Here is a 20,239-nt window from a genome sequence, read left to right as displayed (position 1 = left end):
AAACTGCCAATTTGAAAAAAATGGTTTTACCGCTGCTCAATTTGGTGTAATGGGGTTTCCAATTTGCGATCATCCAAATGTTAGGTCGCCCAGGAGACACATAATGGAAATGCTTTTCATCCGACGATGAAACTCAAACCGCGCTGCGAGCGCGGCATGCATTCCATTGACCTGACGGTCCCCGAAGTCTCCAATTGTGATCTTAAGCCCATGCAGCAGCTTGAACTGACCTACGCGCAGGAATGCCCGGCGCACGACATTGAAATCGAAGCCATCAATGCCGAAGCTTTCGGACCAGGGCGCTTTACCCGCGCTGCGCATTTCATCCGCGAAGGTGGCCCGCATGATCTGAACCTCTCCTTCGTTGCCCTGATGGGCGGCATCGTGGTGGGTTCGGTACGGCTGACGCCGGTGGTGATCGGCAAGACGCCAGCGCTTCTGCTGGGTCCGCTTGCCGTGCGGCCGGAATGGAAGAAGCGGGGCATTGGCGGCACGCTGATGCGTCTATCGCTGGAAGCGGCGACGAAGTCCGGTCACAAGCTGGTTATTCTGGTCGGTGACGAACCTTATTATGGACCGTTCGGCTTCAAGATGGTGCCTTCTGGCACCATGGTGATGCCAGCGGCGGTCGATCCGCGCCGGATGCTCGCCTGCGAACTCACCCCCGGCGCCGCAAGCGGCGTCAGCGGCATTGTGCGCCACGCCAACCGGGCCTGATTTCAGTTCAGCGAAAACGTTTGCTTTTCCCCTCATCCTGAGGAGCCGTCGAAGACGGCGCATCATCCTGGGAGCCTGTTCCAAAAGTCGCCCTGTGCGGCTGCAAATGGCAATTTTCCACGTTCCGGTGCTCACGTACCTTAAGTACGCTCCGCTCCGGTACTCGAAAATCACCATTTTCACACACACATGCCGCTTTTTGATTCAGGCTCTGAGATTATCGAAGGAGAGGGGAAATCAGCGCGTGCCCTCGCCCTTCGACACGGTGCTTCGCACCTGCTCAGGATGAGGGGGCAACGGGGGTGTCAGACGAGGAACGGTGCGCGAGGGCGGATTACCGCCCTTCGCGATACCACATGCCGCCGAAGACGAGCAGCAGAGCGGCGAGCGCCAGAAAGCCGGAGAATAGCGGCAGACGGTTCACGCTTTTCAGCTGCGTATCGGCGGTTTCGCGCAGGCCGATCCAGTCATTGCCACTGGCGGTACGATTGGCGGCGACAGCCGTAATCGCTGGCACCCGCACTGCGCTGTCGGCGCTTGCATGAACCCGATAGACCGACCCGCCGGTCGCCTCGGCGAGCGGCTTCAGACGATCGACCGTCGAAATGCTGTCGGCAAATTCCGGCGCATCTACGGGCCCGACATGGGCCAATGTTTCCAGATCGCCATTCCTGATCCTGAAGACACCGATTTCGTCGGTCTGCAACGACCCTTCGAACAGCCCCGGCTTGCTCTGGGCGAGATTGACCGGCAATTCCTTGCCCGAAGGCGTGCTGACGGTCGCGGTGCCGGGATTGTCCCCCATGGTCTGGCGGCGGATGGAAAGCACACGGCCATTGCCTGCTGCGGTGAGCGCTTCTTCTTCCAGCTCCGGCTCCTGCATCAGCCAGTGGGCGATGCGGCGATAGAGCGCCGCATAGGGACCACCGCCCTCAAAACCGCGCGCCCATAGCCAGCCCTGATCGGACAGGAACATGCCGACGCGGCCTTTCCCGACGCGGTTGAGAACGAGAAGCGGCTTGTTGTCGGCACCGCTCATCACCGTTTCACCCTGCGGCGCGGTGATGTCGATGGTGCGGAACCAACGGCTCCAGCGTGGTGGCTCCTGCTCGCTGCCGTCCAGACCGCGCGTGACGGGATGGCGTTTGCCGAGATCGGTCAGGCGCGGATAGAACGCCTTTTCGGTTACAGTGCCGGTCGGCATGGCGGGCAGGGCGTTATAAAGCGGTGTGCGGGCAATCGACATTTCGCCCGCATATTCCGGCCCGGCAGCGACCAGCAGCGCGCCGCCATTTTCCACATATTGCGCGATGTAATCGTAATAGAGCAGCGGCAGCACGTCGCGATGCTGGTAGCGGTCCAGAATGATGAGATCGAATTCGTTGACCTTGTCCACGAACAGCTCACGCGTCGGGAAGGCGATCAGCGACAGTTCGTTGATCGGCGTGCCGTCCTGCTTTTCTGGCGGGCGCAAAATGGTGAAGTGGACGAGATCGACCGCAGCGTCGGATTTCAGCAGATTGCGCCAGGTGCGCTCGCCATTATGCGGCTCGCCGGAGACGAGCAGCACGCGCAGATTTTCGCGAATGCCGTCAATGGTTGCGACCGCGCGATTATTGGTGTCGGTTACTTCACCGGGAATTCCAGGCGTAGCGATTTCAACGATATTCACACCAGCGCGGGGCAGGGTGATGGTGACAGGGGTTTCCTGTCCCACCTGCGCGTCTTCCTGCGAAACTGCTTCGCCATTGACGCGGATTTCCACGCGAGCCGGGATGCCGAGGTCTTTGCCCTCGTCAATGACCGTGAACGACATTTCCAGCGGTTTGCCGCTGATGCCATAGCGCGGGGCTTTGTTGAAGCGAATACGGCGGTCGAATTCGTTCGGCTTGCCGGTCACCAGCGCATGCAAGGGCGCGTCGAAGCCCAGCGCGTTCTTGTTGGCGGGGGTATCGTGCACCTGCCCATCGGTGATCATGATCGCGCCCGCGACACGCGTGGGCGGCACGTCGAGCAGGGCGCGGGCCAGCGGCCCGAAAAGCCGCGTCGCATAACCGTCCTCGTTTTCGCCCGGCTTGCCGGTTTCCACCACGCGCGTTTCGAATTGCGGCATGGTGGCAAGCTGATCCTGCACGGCTTTCAGCGCGGCATCGGTATCGGCGCGGCGCTGTCCCAGTTCCTGGCTCTGGCTGCGGTCCACCACGACGGCGACAACGCTTTTCAGCGGCTCGCGTTCTTCATTGATCACGACAGGGTTGAAGAGCGCCAGCGCCAGCGCCGCGGCGGCCAGAAGACGGATCAATCCCCCGCGCATGCGCAGGGCGACAGTTGCCAGCACCAGCAGCGCCAGTGGAACCAGAATGCCAATGAGCCACGGCGTGGAAAGGAACGGTTCGAATTCGATATTCATGCCCGCCTCCTAATCCCGTAGGTTCCTATCTTTACGGATTGCAACGCTCCCCCCTCATCCTGAGGTGCGGAGCGCAGCGAAGCCTCGAAGGATCGAGGGCCGGCGCGCCGTGCGTTTCCCCTCGCCCTTCGATCCTTCGACAAGCTCAGGATGATGCGCCGTCTTTGACGGCCTCTCAGGATGAGGGGAAAAGGGAACCTGGATCTGCTGACGGCTTCGCTAAAAAACATCATGCTCTAATTCCCCAGCCGTTCGAGCAGGGCCGGGACATGGACCTGATCGGACTTGTAATTGCCGGTGAGCATATACATCACGATGTTGACGCCGCCGCGAATCGCATAGATGCGCTGCATCGGGTCGTTTGGCACGGTGGGGAGCAGGGGATTGCCCTGATCGTCTACGGCCCATGCGCCCGCCAGATCATTGGCGGTGATCATGATCGGCGTCACGCCGTCGCCGGTTCTGACCGGGCGGTCACGCGGCGAGGCATTGGGTGCGGTCGCTTCCACCCAGAGCGGGCTTCCCTCATAGCGGCCCGGAAAATCCGGCATGATGAAAAAGGATTTCGTCAGGACATGATCATCCGGCACCGGTTCGAGCGGTGGCACATTCATGTCGTCCAGAATGGCGCGCAGGCGCTGGTTGGCGGGTGAGACCGACGGATCGAGGCTCGCGCCCGACTGCAACTGGTCGCGCGTGTCGAACAGGACCGTCCCGCCCTGCTGCATATAGGCATCCACCCTGGCGATGGCTTCCGGGCTCGGCATCGGTGCATTCGGATCAATCGGCCAATAGATCAGCGGATAGAAGGCCAGTTCATCCTTGGATGGATCGACGCCGATCGGGTCGCCCGGTTCCAGCGCGGTCTTGTCGGTCAGTGCAAAGGTCAAACCTTTCAGTCCGGCCTTGCTGATATTGTCGGTTTCCGCGCTGCCGGTGATGATATAGGCAAGATGGGTCTGCGAAACCGAGCCGATGATCGCCTCATCGCCGGGCTTGCTGTCGTCATGAATTTGTGGCGGCTGCGGCGAGGGTGCTTGCGCAAAGGCGCGGTCATGACCGGCAGACAGGACAGCAAGACTGCCTGCGAGGAGCAAAGCAATCCCCGCCGTTTTGGCACGCACCTTCATGCGGCGGCGGAATGCGCCGCGCAGCCAGAGCATCAGCAGTGAATCGAGCGCCAGAAGCATGGCGGCGGCGGCAAAGAACGGGCCTGCCAGCGATATCGACTGATCTGCCGTATAAGAGACAGGCGTGACGCTGACCGACAGCGTCGGCTGCTTGATCGGCTCCAGCTTGGTGTTGCTGTCGGCAAAAATGTTGAGTGCTTTCAAACCGTCCTCATTGCCGTAGAAACCGGGCGGCGTGTTGATGCTGACACTGGCTTGCTTATTGCGCTCGACGATCAGCGGCTTGGCTTCCGAGGTCGGCGGCGCCAGCGCACCGGCAGCCGAAAGCAGCTGGAACGGCGGCAGCGAAACGGCATCCTGATTGCCCTGCGCGCCGGTGCGCTGCGACAGAGACACGATGCGGCGGAGCATTTCCACGAAGGAGCCGGAAATCGGCAAGCTCGACCAGGTGGCGTCCGGCGCGATATGGAACAGCACGATATTGCCACGCCCGCGCTGCTGGCCTGTCACCAGCGGGGTGCCGTCCTGAAGGATGGCATACGCCTTGTCGTTGAGGTCGAAGGACGGTTCGGCAAGCACCTGTCGGTTGACGTTGACATCTTCGGGGATTGGCAGCCCGGCAAACGGACCCTTTTCCGGAAAGGCGCGCAGCTGTTGTGGTTCAGACCAGGACAAGGTGCCGCCAAGCGCGCGCTCGCCCTTGCGCAGCCGCACCGGCAGCAACGTATCGTTGTCGCTCGCGCCCGCCAGACGCGGCCCGGCAAAGCGCACCAGCGTACCGCCTTCTTCCACCCATGCAGAAATCTGCTCGGCGACCGGCTGCGGCAAGGTGCCGATATCGGCCATGATGAGAATGGACGGCTTGGCATCCAGCAATTCCGGCACCGACTGAAGCAGATCGGCGGAACGTGGCTCGATCAGATTGGCGTAGGGCGACAATGCGCGCTTGATATAATGCAGTGGTGACAGAAGCGGCTGCGCGACATCGCCGTCGCCGCTGGCAATCAGGCCGATGGTGCGGCGCTCGGACCCAGCGTCGATCAGATGGGTGGCACCCGCCTGTTCGATACCATCAACGCGGATGAGGCGGAAATCATTGCGCAATTCGACCGGCAGGTTGAAGCGCGTCCTGCCTTCGGCGCTGCCCAGCGCAAAGGACAGCGGCGCTTCGGCGATGCGGCGGCCCTTGTCGTCATAGGCGGCAGCCGTCAGGCTGCGCGGCATGGTCACGCCTTCCGGGCGGATGGCGATGGCTTCGAGGCTGTCGGCCTTGTTGTCCACCCCGGTCAGCGCAAGGGTGCGACCGAGATCGGCACCATACCACAGGACACTCGCCAGATGGCCGGTCTTGTCCAGCGCGGCAAAGGTTTCGCTGTCGGCCGCGGTCGCCAGTCCGTCATTCATGAAGGCAAGGCGCACTTTCTCGCCATCGGACAGGGCGGATGCCAGCCGTTCCATCGTCGCCTTGCGGTCAACGGGGATCGGGCGTGGCTGCATGGCCTGCAAACGTTCCGTGGCGCGGGTGCCTTCATAGGGGCCGATTTCCGCATTGGCCGGCTCGGCGGTGCCAAGGATGTAAATCTGCGCGTTGGCGCTTTCCGCGTCGTCGATCAGCTTTTCAGCGGCGTTGACGCGTTGCTGCCAGTCTTCGGCGGCGGCCCAGCCATTGTCCACCACGATGGCCAGCGGTTCATTGCCGGTCAGCGCGACTGGACGCGGGTTCCAGATCGGCGCTGCCAGCGCCATGATCACGAGTGCGGCGATCAAAAGGCGCAGAAGTGTCATCCACCACGGGCTTTTGGAAGGGACTTCCTCGCGCTTGAAAACCTGCGCCAGAATGCGCAGCGGCGGGAAGGTTTCCTCCTGCGGGCGCGGCGGTGTCATGCGCAGCAGCCACCAGATCACCGGCAGGGCAACCAGACCGGCGAGGATCAGCGGTGAGCCGAAGGCGAGCGGCAGAAAATTCATGCGCCAGCCCCCGTTGCGCCCAATGCCCCCGTTGCGCTTAATGCATGATGCAGACGCGCAAGGGCTTCCGCCGCCGGACGGTCGGTGCGATGCACAGAATAGCTCCAGCCGAGCCTCTTGCAGAAGTCCGAGAGGGTTTCGCGCCGGGCCGTGTAAAGACGGCGATAATCCTCGGCATAGGTTTCGGCGCGACCGGCAACCAGCGTTGCACCCGTCTCGGGATCGCGAAATTCGGTGCGCCCGGAATAGGGAAAGGTTTCTTCTGCAGGGTCGGCGACTTCGACCAGATGCGCACGCACGCCGCGTTTCGCAAGGCGGTCGAGAAGTTCTGTCAGTTCATCGAACGGGTGCAGGAAATCGGAGACAAGAACGACTTCCGAAAAACGGCGGATCTGCGCGATATCCGGCAATACGCTTACAGGCGCTTCATGCATGAGCGCGCCGGCAAGACGTTCTGCGCCGTTGCGGGCGGCAAAAGGCGGGATGAGCGCTGGAAAAGCAATGCGTTCACCGGAACGCGACAGGATTTCCGCCAGCGCCAGCGTTAGCACTAACGCGCGGGCTTCCTTGGAAACAGGCGACATCTGCGAGCGATAGAGCATGGAGGGCGAGAAATCGCACCACAGCCAAACCGTATGCGCTGATTCCCATTCGCGGTCGCGCACATAGGTATGATCGTCACGGGCGGAACGCCGCCAGTCGATGCGCGAAAGCTGCTCGCCCTGCACATAGGGGCGAAATTGCCAGAAGTTCTCACCGGGACCGCGTTTGCGCCGTCCATGCCAGCCATTCATGACGGTATTGACGACACGCTGCGCTTCGACCAGCAGATCGGGGATCGCCGCTGCCCGCGCACGTGCGCGGGCCAGCGTATCCTTGCGATCTGCGGTGGAAACTTGCGTGCCGATCACCATCAGACGGCGGCCTTTACCAGATTGGCGATGACATCGCGGATATGCATGCCATCGGCGCGGGCGGCGAAATTGAGCGCCATACGGTGTTGCAGCACCGGCTCGGCGAGCGCCTTCACATCGTCCACCGAAGGGGCGAGGCGGCCATCATAAAGCGCACGGGCGCGGGCGCAGAGCATCAGCGCCTGACTGGCGCGGGGGCCGGGACCCCAGGCGATATGCTGCTTCGCATGATCGTTGTCGGCATCCGGGCGCGCCGAACGGACAAGTTTCAGGATCGCTTCGACGACACTTTCGGAAACCGGCATGCGGCGCACCAATGTCTGCATCTGCCTCAATCGTTCCGCATCGAGAATCTCATAAGGCTTCGCCTCAGCGACGCCGGTGGTTTCAAGAAGAATGCGGCGCTCGGCTTCCAGTTCCGGATAGAGAATGTCGATCTGCATCAGGAAGCGGTCGAGCTGCGCTTCCGGCAGGGGATAGGTGCCTTCCTGTTCCAGCGGGTTCTGCGTTGCCAGAACGTGGAACGGCGCGGGCAGGTCATAGCGCTGGCCTGCGACCGTGACGTGATATTCCTGCATGGCCTGCAATAGCGCGGACTGGGTGCGTGGGCTGGCGCGGTTGATTTCGTCGGCCATCAGCAGTTGGGCGAAAATCGGCCCCTTGAGATAGCGGAACGAACGGCGCCCGTCGGCGTCCTGTTCCATGACTTCAGACCCGATAATGTCGGATGGCATCAGATCAGGCGTGAACTGGATGCGCTGGCCGGAGAGACCGAGCACCACGCCCAGCGTTTCCACCAGCTTGGTCTTGGCAAGGCCGGGTACGCCGACCAGAAGCGCATGACCGCCAGCCAGAATGGCGACGAGCGTGCGCTCGATCACACTTTCTTGTCCGAAGATGACGGTGCCGACGCCTTCCTTGATGCGCGCAATATCTGCGAGCGCCCGTTCGGCTTCCGCAACAATCTGCTCGGAATTGGCGGTTTCAGGCGTGATGACGACGCTCATGGTGACCTCGCAATGTGTAACCGCTTTGGCGGAAGTGCCTTGGTGTCTTATCTAAAAGTCGCCATTCACGGCCTGACGCTTTTTGATTCAGACACCTATAAATCGCATATAGTGCTGACAAGCCGTCAAACGGTGACTATTTCATGACTTCCATCATATTAAGCACATTCGAACAGGAATAACCGAGTCGGATGACAAAGAGCACCCCTATAGGCAAAGTTGCGCCGCAAAACGCGCTGCAAGACGCCGGGTCGACCGGCGGTCTGGAAGCCCTGATTGCACGCGCGCATGCCGATGCGCAAAGCGGACCGTCAACGAAAGAGCGCGGCATTCCGCCCGTCGAGCGCTGGAATCCCGATTTCTGCGGCGATCTCGACATGGAAATCAAGGCCGATGGCACTTGGTTTTACATGGGCTCGCCGATTGGCCGCAAACAGCTGGTGCGGCTGTTCTCCACCGTGCTGCGCAAGGACGCGGACGGCCAGACCTATCTCGTCACGCCGGTGGAAAAGGTCGGCATCAGGGTTGAAGATGCGCCATTCATTGCCGTTGAAATGCAGGTTTCCGGTGAAGACGCGGCACAGACACTGACATTCCGCACCAATGTGGGCGACGTGGTGGAAGTCGATGCCGAGCATCCGTTGCGATTTGTCGTTGAAGAAGCAAGCGGCGGGCTGAAACCTTATGTGCTGATCCGCGGGCGTCTGGAAGCGCTGGTGACGCGCTCCGTGATGTATGATCTGGTCGCGCTTGGCGAGGAAATCGAGATGGACGGTGTGGCCTTGTTTGCCGTGCGATCCGGCGGGGCGATATTCCCGATCATGCCTGCCGATGCGCTGGAGGCTGCCCTAAAATGATGGAGCGCGGCTTGCATTCCCTTTCGGCGTTTTCCGCCGGTGATTTTGCCGAGCGCGTTCGCAACTGGCAGCCGGATCACAGTGACATTACCGGCGATCACGCGCTGAACCCGGAATTCGAGCAGGCCATGGTCACCGCAAAGATGCGCGATGCGGCGGTGCTGGTGCCGGTGGTGGATCGCGGTCCCGGTGCGACGGTGCTTCTCACCCAGCGCACCGATCGTTTGCGACAACATTCGGGCCAGATCGCCTTTCCGGGCGGCGCCATCGACCCGGAAGACGGCACGGCGGAACATGCAGCGCTGCGCGAAGCCAACGAGGAAATCGGGCTCGCAGCCGAGCGTGCCGAAATCATCGGCAATCTGCCGCGTTATCTAACCGGCAGCGGTTTTTCGATCACGCCGGTTCTGGCTGTGGTCAAAACCCCGTTCGACCTGCATCCGAACCCGGATGAGGTGGCCGATATTTTCGAGGTGCCATTGTCTTTCCTGATGAATCCGGCCAATCACCGGCGCGAAAGCAGGATACTCAACGGCAAGGAACGCTTTTATTACGCCATGCCCTATAACGAGCGATTCATCTGGGGAATTACCGCCGGGATCATTCGCGGACTTTATGAAAGGCTCTACGTTTGAGCGACAGTGTGAACATTGCCGACACGGCGCCCTGGTTGAAGTCGAAGTCTTTGCAGGCGCTGTTCAAGGCCTTGAACCGTGATGGCGGGGAAGCGCGTGTGGTTGGCGGTGCGGTGCGCAACACGCTGCTTGGAACCGCCGTCAGCGACGTCGATCTTGCCACCACGCATGTGCCGCAGGAAACAATCCGGCTGGCCGAGGAAGCGGGGTTCAAACCTGTCCCGACCGGCATCGAGCATGGCACCATCACCGTTGTCGCGCATGGACATGCCTATGAAGTGACGACATTGCGCAAGGATGTCGAGACCGATGGTCGCCATGCCAAGGTTGACTTCGGGACCGACTGGAAAGCCGATGCCGAGCGGCGCGATTTCACCATCAATGCGCTCTACGCCACCGCTGACGGCACGATCATCGATCATGTCGGCGGACTTGCCGATATCGAAACCCGGACGCTGCGTTTCATCGGCGATGCGGAACAGCGCATCCGCGAGGACTATCTGCGCATCCTGCGTTTTTTCCGCTTCTTTGCCTGGTACGGTTCCGGGCGACCGGAGGCTGACGGTCTGCGCGCCAGCGCAAGGCTGAAGGACGGTATCAGTCAGCTTTCCGCTGAGCGGGTGTGGTCGGAATTGAAGAAACTCCTGTCGGCTCCCGACCCGTCGCGCGCCCTTTTGTGGATGCGGCAAGGCGGCGTCTTGAACCTTGTTTTGCCTGAAAGCGAAAAATGGGGCATCGACGCCATACACGGCCTCGTGCGTTCCGAAGGCGATCTTGGCTGGTCCGCGGATCCGCTGCTGCGGCTTGAAAGCATCGTGCCGCCGGACGCTGTGCGCATGGAAGAAATGGGCAAGCGCCTCAAAATGTCCAATGCAGAGCGGGCGCGGCTCGAAGCATGGGCGCGGGCCGATGCCGTCAAGCCAGAGCTTTCCGAGCAGGCCTTGAAGAAGGTCGTCTATCGCGGCAGTATGCAGGCGGTGGTGGATCGGATCAAGCTTGGTTATGCGGCGGCGCGGGCTGATGCGGCAGGCAGCGACGATGCGATGATTCGCGCCGGTGGCTTTTCGCGTTTGCTGGAAACGGCGGAGAAATATGAAGCCCCGGTCTTTCCCGTGACGGGGAGTGATCTTTTGGCGCTCGGCATGAAAAAAGGCCCCGGTCTCGGACAGGCACTGCGGTCGCTCGAAACTTTCTGGATCGACTCCGGTTTTAGCCTTGACCGTGCAGCGCTTCTGGAGAAACTTGATCGCGATAAAATGAACAGCTGACCGCTTGTTTGCAAAATTCAGCCGTAGTTTCATCAGTTTATGGCTGGGAATCTTTTCAGCGCCGATTTTGAAAGAGCATGAAATGTCCAATCCCGATACATCGATCCAAGATAAGGCAGCCTCTGATCCGAAACAGAAATTCGGCACGGAAGGTCTGGCCGCAATGGACCGCCCGAGCAAGATCACCCGGTTTTTCATGGGGATTGTTTCGTGGGCCGAAGGTCTCAATCTTAAATATGCCAAGCTGGGCAATCCGCCGGTTTATGACAACGCAACCTTCCCCTGGGCGGCGGAGATCGAAAAGGAATGGCCAGCCATCCGCAAGGAACTGGACACGATCCTGCTGCGCCAGAGCGAGCTTCCGTCCTTTCAGGATATTTCAACCGACGTGAAGACGATTTCGACCGATAATCGCTGGAAGACCTTCTTCCTGCTCGGTTTCGGCGTGAAATCGGAACAGAACATCAAGACCTGTCCGGAAACCTGGCGCATCGTGAACAAGATACCGGGCCTGACCACGGCGATGTTCTCGATCTTCGAACCGGGCAAGCATCTGCCGCCGCATCGTGGGCCGTATAATGGCGTGCTGCGCCTGCATCTCGGCCTCATCGTTCCGGAGCCGAACGACAAGCTCGCCATTCGCGTGGACAAGCAGGTCTGCCATTGGCATGAGGGCAAGGTTCTCATTTTCGACGATGCTTACGAGCATGAAGCCTGGAACCACACTGACAAGACCCGCGTGGTTCTGTTCGTTGACTTCGTGAAGCCGCTGAAATTCCCGGCCCGTTTGGTCAACTGGTGCCTGATGAACCTCGCCATCTTCACGCCCTTCATCAAGGAAGGACTGGACAACCACAATGAGTGGGAAAAGAAGTTCTATGCGGAAGCCGAAAAGCTCCGCAACCAGCCAAAAGCCTGATCGGGTTTGACTTTCGCCCCGTGCGATCTTACATGCGGGTCAGAGGGCCGACCGGCCCTTTGACCTATCCACCTCTGAAAGAGGAATTGTTGATGCTGGAGATCGTTGGAAGCCTTTAATCGTTCCGGACAAGGACTGCATGACAGGCGCTGATTGCGTCTGATCGGCAGATGTTCAGGGACGGGAACGGCATTGGCCGTGGATAGCCATACGCTGTCTGCGCGCGCTGGTGCTTGTCATGGTTTCCATCCAGGCATGAACAACAATGAATATCTCACGTATTGAACAGCGCGTGTTACACGTGCTGGCGCAAGGTGGCCATATCCGCCACTTGCGCGAAGACGGACGCGTCTGCAACATAGAATGCTATACCCGTGAGGGTTACCTGCTCGCCGATTGTACAATGGCTGTGTTCCAGCAATTGCGGCGCAAAAGGCTGATCGAATCCCGATCAGGCAGTCCCTATCGCATTTCGCTGAAAGGGCGCGAAAACGTTCGCGCTCAGCTCAATAACCGTTGAGGGAGCGCGTCATGTATCTTCGCAAGGAAAAGCCCGATGATAGTGCTGCAATCCGTCAGCTGACGGATGAGGCGTTCAGCAAGGTTCCTTATAGCAACCAGCGGGAGGGGGAGATCGTCGATGCGCTTCGCGCGGCCTCGGCGCTCACCTTGTCGCTGGTTGCCGTGGACGGGGATGCTGTCCTCGGCCATGTGGCCTTTTCGCCGGTTCTGATCGGAGGCGAGGACAAAAGCTGGTATGCGCTTGGCCCCATCTCGGTTCAGCCCGAAAGGCAAGGCGAGGGGATTGGCGGGGCGCTCGTCCGTGAAGGTCTCGCCTTGTTGCGGGCCGACGGTGCAAAGGGATGTGTTCTGGTGGGCGATCCTGGCTATTACAGACGGTTCGGTTTCAAAGCCGATGCGCGGCTGAAAATGCCGGATGTGCCCGCAGAATATGTGCAATGTCTGGCCTTCGGGCCGGACATGCCGCAAGGCGATATCACCCATCACCCCGCTTTTGGCATATAAGAAAGGGCCGGTTATCCGGCCCTTTCCTTTTGGTTCATGTGCTGGAAATGCTTTAAGGCCATTTCACAACGGGGGGCATAGACGACAGAATGGAGTTCACATTGCCGCCGGTCTTGAGGCCGAAGATCGTACCGCGATCATAGAGCAGGTTGAACTCGACATAGCGGCCACGGCGCACGAGTTGCTCGTCACGGTCAGCCTGCGTCCAGTCCTGATTGAAGTTCTGGCGCACAAGATGCGGATAGACGACGGAAAAACCGCGTCCCACATCCCGCGTATAGGCGAAATCGGCGTCCCAACCGCCTTTCTCATCCGACGAATGCAGCCAGTCATAGAAGATGCCGCCGGTGCCGCGCGGTTCATTGCGATGCGGCAGGAAGAAATACTCGTCGCACCAGTCCTTCACGCGCTGGTAGTCGACGACATTCTTGTGCTTTTCGCAGATGAAGCGGAACGCCTTATGGAAAGCGAGCGTGTCGGCATCTTCCTGCGTGCGCCGGCGGTCGAGAACCGGGGTCAGGTCGGCACCGCCGCCAAACCACTGGCGGCTCGTCACGACCATGCGCGTGTTCATGTGAACGGCTGGCACATGCGGGTTTTGCGGATGCGCGATCAGCGAGATGCCGCTTGCCCAATAACGCGGGTCTTCTTCCGCGCCGGGGATTTGCTTGCGGAATTCCGGCGAGAATTCGCCATAGACGGTGGACACGTGAACGCCGACTTTTTCAAAAACGCGCCCGTGCATGATCGACATGACACCGCCGCCGCCCTTGCCTTCTTCCTTCAGCCAGGGCGTGCGCACGAAGCGGCCGGGCTCACGGTCGGACAGGGGGCCTTGCAGCTCGTCTTCAAGCTGTTCAAAACTTGCGCAGATGCGGTCGCGCAGTTCTTCGAACCAGCGTTGCGCCGCCTGCTTCTTTTCCTCGATATCGTGGGGGATGATCGCAGGAATTTCATCGCGTTGCATTTGTTATTTCCTCTCGGCGCAATCTGCCGGATCGCTGCGTGCAGCCAAGGTTAAATGGCAAGGTGAAATAGACTTTGCTATATCCGTTGGCTTAGCAAGTTCCGTCAGCCGCGCATAGGGCGAAGAGGGACTTCGCTGCCGTCGCAAAATCGCTCTCCCCAAGAAAAGACTCGTCTTTGTAAAATCGCTACCCTATCTTTTGTGGTCAAGGGGCTGGAAGTGTGTGTTTCCAGCCAGCCGGGAGGCAATCGCATGACAGCAGCACCGCCCCGTCCTCCGCTCGAAGGCTTGCGCAAGCAGCTTGAGAAGAGCCGCGCCGAAAAGAACCGGATGCCGCGCGACGGCTTCATCCGCGAAACCTTCACCCTGCCGCGTCAGGCAGCACGCGACAAAGCGCGCGAATGGTTCGACACATTTCCGAAATCCGCCTACTGGACCGAGATTGAAAGCTGGTGCGAACGGCCCGACGACGTGATCGAATTCACCATGCGCCGCCTGCCAACCGCAGATTGAAGATCTGAATCAATATCTGCCGCCAAGTGGTTGAAAGAAGATTCAGATTTGCCCGCAATTACAAAGGCACCCGATGTTTGATGCATCGGGTGCCTTTTATCTTGAGTCGTTATACCGTTACCAGCTTATTGCGCAGCGCGTTGCGGCGCCTTTTCCCAGGCATCCCACTTGCCGATGATGCTGTCTGCATAGGCCTTGCCGACGCGGTAAGCATTGGTGGTCGCCAGCGGGAAACCGCCCGACTTCGCGCCGAGGGATTCGATTGCTGTCTGGTCCTTGCCCTGCCGGTCGAAATTGGATGACGTGCGCAGCACGGCGATGCGGCTGAAATCCAGCTTGCCCGCATCGGCAGCGCGCTTGAGCGCCGTCAGCGTGGCATTGTCTTCCATTTGCGAGGTACAGTAATCCGCCTTGCCGTCGGTCAGGAGCTTGGCCCATGCGCTCACCGCTTCGCCGAGCTTTGCGCCATGCCAGTAGGTATCGGCCGAGGCCGTGTCGCAAATGCTGACTTTCGGCGCGCCGGTGGCGGCTTCCTGCGTGTAATGCTTGCGATATGCCTTCGCATCGTCGCCATCGAGAAGCGCGACATCCTTCGTTGTGGCCAAAGCATAATCGGCAAGCTTGCCGTTCAGTTCGAAGACTTCCGTGCCTGCGCCCCATTTGGCCTTTTCGCCGGGCTTGGCCGTGCCGAGACCGAAGAAATCCGTGCTCCAGCCTTCGGGCGCTTCGCGGATATCGATGCGGTGGCTCAGATTGGCGTCGATGACATATTTCGCCCAATGGGCCGAACCGAGCGTGCCGTGCTGCGGATCGACGCCCGCAATACCAGCAATCAGGAAATAGGTATGGCTGAGATCGAGCTTGTCGCTGAGCGCCATGGCCGTCGTCGAGCTTGCAGCATTGGCAAAGCCCATGGCCGTCGTCATGTGGCAAAGGCTCTCAGCGGTACAGTCCACTTCCGGATATTCAGGGCTCAAGCCGGGCAGCTTGATCTTCTGCGTGAAGTTTTCACCTTCCAGCCACGGCTTGGCTTCTTCACCGAACATGGTGATGACCATCACCTTCGGCGCAACGCGCTCGACGTCTTTGGCAAAGGCCGGTGCGGTGGCGAGCAGGGAAAGAGTGGAAGCCGCGAGAACGGCGGTGCGTGCAGACAGTTTCATGGAATGAAGCGCGCCTTTCGAACCGGAAACGGGGAACAATGCGTGGCGATCCGGTCAATCCGCGACGCATGTTGAGAGCAATTCGAGTATTGATTCCGCCAAGACGCCTAAGGTCTTGAGCTAGAATCACTTTCACTTCTCATCTGGCGTAGAGCTTCCCCTGCCGTCATGGCGACCGAAACTGCAAGATTGAGGGAGCGGGTGCCGGAAACCATCGGGATCAGCAGGCGCGCATCGGCGCTGTTGTGGACTGCATCCGGCACACCGGACGATTCACGCCCGAACAGGAGAATATCGTTCGCCTGAAAACGGTAGTCGGTATAGGGGATTGCGGCCTTGGTCGAGAGCAGTACGATGCGGCGGCCTGCCTGTTTGCGCCAGTCTTCGAAGTGGTGCCAGTCGGCATGTCGCGTCAGTGCGGCCTGCGCCAGATAATCCATGCCCGATCGTTTCAGCGAGCGGTCGGAAACGTCGAAACCGGCAGGCTCAATCAGGTCCACGGCAAAGCCGAGACATGCGGCCATGCGCAGTATCGTTCCCGTGTTGCCGGGAATGTCGGGCTGGTAGAGGGCGACGCGCAGATCCATATGAAGCGGGTAACGCGAAACGCCCGTCATCGCAAGACTGCATATCGGGCGCGGTTCATGCGTCAACATCTGTATGAGGATGAACTTTAAAGAACCGGTCGGATTGCAAAATATTCATGTTTTGTTCCGAACAAGTATTGGCAATTGCTTAATGTCCGCCTAAAAGGAGCGCCATGTTTAAGTGGTTCGAACATCGGCTCAACGCCTATCCAGATGATGCCCCGCAGGAACCTCCGCGCGGTCTGGTCGCGTTTTGCCTCTATTACACCCGCGGCGCCTGGCCGTGGATCATCGGTATGGCGATCTTCACCACCCTGATCGCCATTATCGAGGTTTCCCTGTTTGCCTTCATGGGCAATATCGTGGATTGGCTTTCCCACCAGTCGCGCGAAACGTTTCTAAGCAATGAAGGCTGGCGGCTGGCATTGATTGCCGGCGTGGTTCTGGTCGGCCTGCCGGGCGTGGTGCTGGTGCATTCGCTGGTGATCCATCAGACGCTGCTCGGCAATTATCCGATGCGCGTGCGCTGGCTGATGCATCGTTACCTGATCCGACAGTCGATGTCGTTTTTCCAGGACGAATTTGCCGGGCGCATTTCAACCAAGCTGATGCAGACCGCTCTTGCCGTGCGCGAAACGGTGATGAAGCTGCTTGACGTCTTGAACTATGTCATCGTCTATTTCGCGGGCACGCTGTTCATCGCAGCCGCCGCCGATCTGCGACTGATGATCCCGTTCGTCGTCTGGCTCGTGGTCTATCTCATGTTGCTGCGCTTCTTCATTCCGCGCCTGCGGGTGGTTTCGGAAGAGCAGGCTGATGCGCGCTCGACGATGACGGGCCGCATTGTCGACAGCTATACCAATATCGCGACCGTGAAGCTGTTCTCGCATTCGAGCCGCGAGGAATCCTATGTGCGCGAAAGCCTCGATGGCTTCCTCGGCACGGTGCATCGCCAGATGCGTCTGGTGACCATGTTCCATTTCACGCTCTATGTGTCGAACTGCCTTCTGCTCTTCGCGGTCGGCGTGATCGGCATCGGCCTGTGGATGAACGAAGCCGTGACGGTGGGTGCGGTGGCGGTCAGCATCGGTCTGGTGCTGCGCCTCAACGGCATGTCGCAGTGGATCATGTGGGAAATGTCGGCGCTGTTTGAAAATATCGGCACGGTGGAAGACGGCATCACCACGATTGCGCGCGCGCATGAAGTGGTGGATGTTCCCAATGCTCCGGCCCTGCAGGTGACCAAGGGCGAGCTGGATTTCGACAAGGTCGGCTTCCATTACGGCAAGGGCAAGGGCGTTCTGGAAAACCTGACGCTGAACATCCCCGCCGGACAGAAAGTCGGTCTGGTCGGTCGCTCCGGTGCGGGCAAGTCCACGCTGGTCAATCTGCTGCTGCGCTTCTACGATCTGGAGAAGGGGCGCATCCTGATTGATGGTCAGGACATTTCGAAAGTGTCGCAGGATTCGCTGCGCGCCAATATCGGCATGGTCACGCAGGATACTTCGCTTCTGCACCGCACGGTACGCGAAAACATTATGTATGGCAGGCCCGACGCCACCGAGGAAATGTTGCAGCAGGCGATCCGGCTTGCGCAGGCAGACCAGTTCGTTCCGCTCCTTACCGATCCGAAGGGACGGCGCGGGCTGGAAGCGCATGTCGGCGAGCGCGGCGTCAAGCTGTCCGGCGGACAGCGTCAGCGTATCGCTATTGCGCGTGTGATGCTCAAGGATGCGCCGATCCTCATTCTCGACGAGGCGACATCCGCGCTCGATTCGGAAGTGGAAGCGGCCATTCAGGACAGCCTCAATACGCTGATGGAAGGCAAGACGGTTATCGCCATCGCGCATCGTCTTTCCACTATCGCCGCGCTTGATCGCCTGATCGTCATGGACAAGGGGCGAATCGTCGAAGACGGCACGCATGAGGAACTTGTTGCGCTCGGCGGCATTTATGCAAGTCTATGGGCGCGTCAATCCGGCGGGTTCCTTGGCTTCGAAGACAATTCCGAGGATGCGCTGGTCAAGTAAGGAAAAACGCTATTGATGAAAGCGGTCTACAGCCTGTTCGAACGTTGGGTTGATCCCTTCCGCGAACCGGACAATCTCAGACCGCCTTCAACCACAATGGCTTTCCTCTGGCATTACGCGCGCCAGGCGAAATGGCCGCTTGTGGCAGCACTTGCCGCTGGCGGTCTTCTGCCGCTGGTGGAAGCGGGGCTGTTTTATTTCACCGGACGTCTGGTCGATATTCTGGATCAGGCTGGCAAAGGCGGCATAGAGCGCAGCTGGTCGGCGTTGATCGAGGCCGCCGGGCCTGAGCTTCTCTTCATGGGGTTCACGGTTCTGGTGATCCGGTTGATCGTCACCGCTGCAACGACCCTGCTGGACGACCAGACCATGTCGCCCGGCTTCTACAACATGATCCGCTGGCAGGCGAATTCCTATGTGCTGCGCCAGTCCTATGCCTTCTTCCAGAATGATTTTGCCGGACGTATCGCCACAAAGGTCTGGCAGGCCGGGCAGGCGGCGGGCGACCTGATCGAAAGTCTCATTCAGGTCGTCTGGTTCATGGCGATCTACAGCGTCACCACGCTTTTTCTGGTCGGGCGGCTCGATTGGCGGCTTGCCGCCGCCGTCATTGTCTGGATCATCGCTTTCGGCTTCATCGCATGGCGCTATCTGCCGCGCATCCGCAAGAATGCCGAAGCCTCCGCCGAAGCGGGGTCGATGATCAACGGGCGGATTGTCGACAGCTATTCCAATATCGAGACCATCAAGCTCAACACGGCGGATGATGACGAGCGCTATCTGCGCGACGGCTTCCAACGCTACCTTGCGGCGATCCTGCCGTTCATGCGGTCGCTGACTGGTGTGCGCCTGTCGCTGACGGCTTTGTCGGGCCTGATGATCGTGACAGTTGCGGCCATCGCCATCGATCTCTGGACGCAAGATGCCATCACGGTTGGTCAGGTGTCGTTCACGCTCGGTCTGGTGCTGCGTCTCAACATGCTGCTTGGACGCCTCATGATGCAGCTCAACGGCATGTTGCGCCAACTGGGGCTGATCGAAAATTCTATGCGCCTTGTCTCCGCGCCGCTCGGTCTCGAAGACCGGCCCGGCGCAAAACCGCTGGTGGTACGCGATGCCCGCATCGACGTGCGCGACGTAACCTTCCATTACGGCAAGGGCGCTGGCGTTCTGCAGAACATCAATTTGACTGTGCGGGGCGGCGAGCGTGTGGGGCTGGTCGGCCATTCCGGCGCGGGCAAGACCACGCTCGTCAATCTTATCCTGCGGCTTTACGATGTGGAAAAGGGCACCATCACCGTGGACGGGCAGGACATACGCGATGTCACGCAGAATTCGCTGCGCCGGGCCTTTGCCGTGGTCAGCCAGCAAACTGCACTTTTGCATCGTTCCTTGCGCGATAACATCATGCTGGCTCGTGACGATGCCACCGATGAAGAATTGCTAAAGGCGGCCCGGCAGGCGGAAGCGGACGGCTTCATCGCCAAGCTGGAAGATTTTCAGGGCCGCAAGTCCTTCGATGCTTTCGTGGGCGAACGCGGCGTCAAACTATCGGGCGGCCAGCGTCAGCGCATCGCCATTGCCCGCGCCATTCTCAAGGACGCACCGATTCTCATTCTCGATGAGGCGACCTCGGCACTCGATTCGGATGTGGAAGCCTCGATACAGGAGAATCTCAAGCTACTCATGGAAGGCAAGACGGTGATTGCCATTGCACATCGTCTTTCGACCATTGCCGCACTCGACCGTCTGGTGGTCATAGACGCTGGCCGGATCGTCGAGGAAGGCACACATGAGGAATTGATCGCCCAAGGCGGCATCTATGCCGGGCTCTGGGCGCGCCAGTCTGGCGGGTTTCTTGGAGAGAACCACGAAAACTAAAAACTTCCGGTCATCTCCGGTCATCCGGGCAGGTCTTTGGCCCTGACCGCAGCTTTGCTGTGTATCCGTCAAATTAATCAAGCAAATCCGCCTGCGACATCGTGCCGTCATAAGGGGTTGGTGTCTGGACAAGCGTTTTTTACGCGCATAAACCGGATAGTGAGATGGAGGGAATTTCGTCCTGCGAGCACTTGCGGGATAACTTTTGCGCAGGTGCAAAAGCGGACGAGGGGAGAGTTCAATTGAA

The 20,239-nt window shown here is 59.7% G+C and carries 17 protein-coding genes; 10 read left to right on the top strand and 7 right to left on the bottom strand.

Going from position 1 to position 20,239, the window contains the following annotated elements:
- The first annotated feature begins 210 nt into the window (after nucleotides 1-210).
- Nucleotides 211-717, top strand: coding sequence for a GNAT family N-acetyltransferase (locus ABWW11_RS09475; protein WP_109370280.1), 507 nt, complete (start codon nucleotides 211-213; stop codon nucleotides 715-717).
- Between the two features lie 334 nt (nucleotides 718-1,051).
- On the opposite strand, the gene ABWW11_RS09470 is transcribed toward ABWW11_RS09475, so the two are convergent.
- The 4 genes from ABWW11_RS09470 to ABWW11_RS09455 all read right to left on the bottom strand — a co-directional run bounded on the left by ABWW11_RS09470 (nucleotide 1,052) and on the right by ABWW11_RS09455 (nucleotide 8,146).
- Nucleotides 1,052-3,127, bottom strand: coding sequence for a hypothetical protein (locus tag ABWW11_RS09470; RefSeq protein WP_109369517.1), 2,076 nt, complete (start codon nucleotides 3,125-3,127; stop codon nucleotides 1,052-1,054).
- Nucleotides 3,128-3,363: 236 nt separating this feature from the next.
- Entirely contained in the window at nucleotides 3,364-6,225 is a 2,862-nt protein-coding gene (locus ABWW11_RS09465; RefSeq protein WP_109369516.1) for a DUF4159 domain-containing protein, read from the bottom strand.
- Nucleotides 6,222-7,139 (bottom strand): DUF58 domain-containing protein, encoded by a 918-nt coding sequence (locus ABWW11_RS09460; RefSeq protein ID WP_109369515.1) that lies wholly within the window; start codon nucleotides 7,137-7,139, stop codon nucleotides 6,222-6,224. Before ABWW11_RS09460 ends, ABWW11_RS09465 begins: the two co-directional genes overlap by 4 nt.
- Nucleotides 7,139-8,146 (bottom strand): AAA family ATPase, encoded by a 1,008-nt coding sequence (locus ABWW11_RS09455; RefSeq protein ID WP_109369514.1) that lies wholly within the window; start codon nucleotides 8,144-8,146, stop codon nucleotides 7,139-7,141. Before ABWW11_RS09455 ends, ABWW11_RS09460 begins: the two co-directional genes overlap by 1 nt.
- 191 nt (nucleotides 8,147-8,337) lie before the next feature.
- Between ABWW11_RS09455 and ABWW11_RS09450 the strand changes: the two genes are divergently transcribed.
- The 6 genes from ABWW11_RS09450 (at nucleotide 8,338) to ABWW11_RS09425 (ending at nucleotide 12,851) form a co-directional block, all read left to right on the top strand.
- The gene (locus ABWW11_RS09450; RefSeq protein WP_109369513.1) at nucleotides 8,338-9,003 is read left to right on the top strand and encodes a DUF1285 domain-containing protein; all 666 of its coding nucleotides are present in this window, start codon (nucleotides 8,338-8,340) and stop codon (nucleotides 9,001-9,003) included.
- The gene (locus tag ABWW11_RS09445) at nucleotides 9,003-9,638 is read left to right on the top strand and encodes a CoA pyrophosphatase (RefSeq protein ID WP_109370279.1); all 636 of its coding nucleotides are present in this window, start codon (nucleotides 9,003-9,005) and stop codon (nucleotides 9,636-9,638) included. The genes ABWW11_RS09450 and ABWW11_RS09445 overlap by 1 nt, the downstream gene beginning before the upstream one ends.
- A complete protein-coding gene (locus ABWW11_RS09440) occupies nucleotides 9,635-10,906 on the top strand; it encodes a CCA tRNA nucleotidyltransferase (RefSeq protein WP_109369512.1) in 1,272 nt (423 codons plus the stop codon). The genes ABWW11_RS09445 and ABWW11_RS09440 overlap by 4 nt, the downstream gene beginning before the upstream one ends.
- A gap of 82 nt (nucleotides 10,907-10,988) precedes the next feature.
- Nucleotides 10,989-11,825, top strand: a complete 837-nt coding sequence (gene olsC / locus ABWW11_RS09435) for an ornithine lipid ester-linked acyl 2-hydroxylase OlsC (protein WP_109370278.1) — start codon at nucleotides 10,989-10,991, stop codon at nucleotides 11,823-11,825.
- A gap of 265 nt (nucleotides 11,826-12,090) precedes the next feature.
- A complete protein-coding gene (locus tag ABWW11_RS09430; protein ID WP_109369511.1) occupies nucleotides 12,091-12,345 on the top strand; it encodes a YjhX family toxin in 255 nt (84 codons plus the stop codon).
- Between the two features lie 11 nt (nucleotides 12,346-12,356).
- Nucleotides 12,357-12,851, top strand: a complete 495-nt coding sequence (locus tag ABWW11_RS09425; protein ID WP_109369510.1) for a GNAT family N-acetyltransferase — start codon at nucleotides 12,357-12,359, stop codon at nucleotides 12,849-12,851.
- A gap of 52 nt (nucleotides 12,852-12,903) precedes the next feature.
- On the opposite strand, the gene hemF is transcribed toward ABWW11_RS09425, so the two are convergent.
- Nucleotides 12,904-13,818, bottom strand: coding sequence for an oxygen-dependent coproporphyrinogen oxidase (gene hemF / locus ABWW11_RS09420; protein ID WP_121536516.1), 915 nt, complete (start codon nucleotides 13,816-13,818; stop codon nucleotides 12,904-12,906).
- A gap of 252 nt (nucleotides 13,819-14,070) precedes the next feature.
- Here hemF and ABWW11_RS09415 point away from each other — a divergent pair, with 252 nt between their 5' ends.
- A complete protein-coding gene (locus ABWW11_RS09415; RefSeq protein ID WP_109369508.1) occupies nucleotides 14,071-14,331 on the top strand; it encodes a hypothetical protein in 261 nt (86 codons plus the stop codon).
- Nucleotides 14,332-14,456: 125 nt separating this feature from the next.
- On the opposite strand, the gene ABWW11_RS09410 is transcribed toward ABWW11_RS09415, so the two are convergent.
- Nucleotides 14,457-15,494, bottom strand: coding sequence for a purine-nucleoside phosphorylase (locus tag ABWW11_RS09410; protein ID WP_319080670.1), 1,038 nt, complete (start codon nucleotides 15,492-15,494; stop codon nucleotides 14,457-14,459).
- Between the two features lie 107 nt (nucleotides 15,495-15,601).
- The gene (locus ABWW11_RS09405) at nucleotides 15,602-16,081 is read right to left on the bottom strand and encodes a tRNA (cytidine(34)-2'-O)-methyltransferase (RefSeq protein WP_109370276.1); all 480 of its coding nucleotides are present in this window, start codon (nucleotides 16,079-16,081) and stop codon (nucleotides 15,602-15,604) included.
- A 173-nt stretch (nucleotides 16,082-16,254) separates the two neighbouring features.
- On the opposite strand from ABWW11_RS09405, the gene ABWW11_RS09400 reads away from it, so the two are divergent.
- Together ABWW11_RS09400 and ABWW11_RS09395 are read left to right on the top strand one after the other, a co-directional pair.
- Complete coding sequence (locus ABWW11_RS09400) at nucleotides 16,255-18,111, top strand: ABC transporter ATP-binding protein (RefSeq protein ID WP_109369507.1); 1,857 nt, start codon at nucleotides 16,255-16,257, stop codon at nucleotides 18,109-18,111.
- Between the two features lie 15 nt (nucleotides 18,112-18,126).
- On the top strand, nucleotides 18,127-19,992 hold the full coding sequence (locus ABWW11_RS09395; RefSeq protein ID WP_109369506.1) for an ABC transporter ATP-binding protein: 1,866 nt from the start codon (nucleotides 18,127-18,129) through the stop codon (nucleotides 19,990-19,992).
- The last annotated feature ends 247 nt before the right edge of the window (nucleotides 19,993-20,239 follow it).

This window comes from Brucella sp. NBRC 113783 (genome assembly GCF_040372265.1).
GTDB classification, from domain to species: Bacteria; Pseudomonadota; Alphaproteobacteria; order Rhizobiales; family Rhizobiaceae; genus Brucella; species Brucella teleogrylli.
This window is presented reverse-complemented; position numbering and strand designations above follow the sequence as displayed.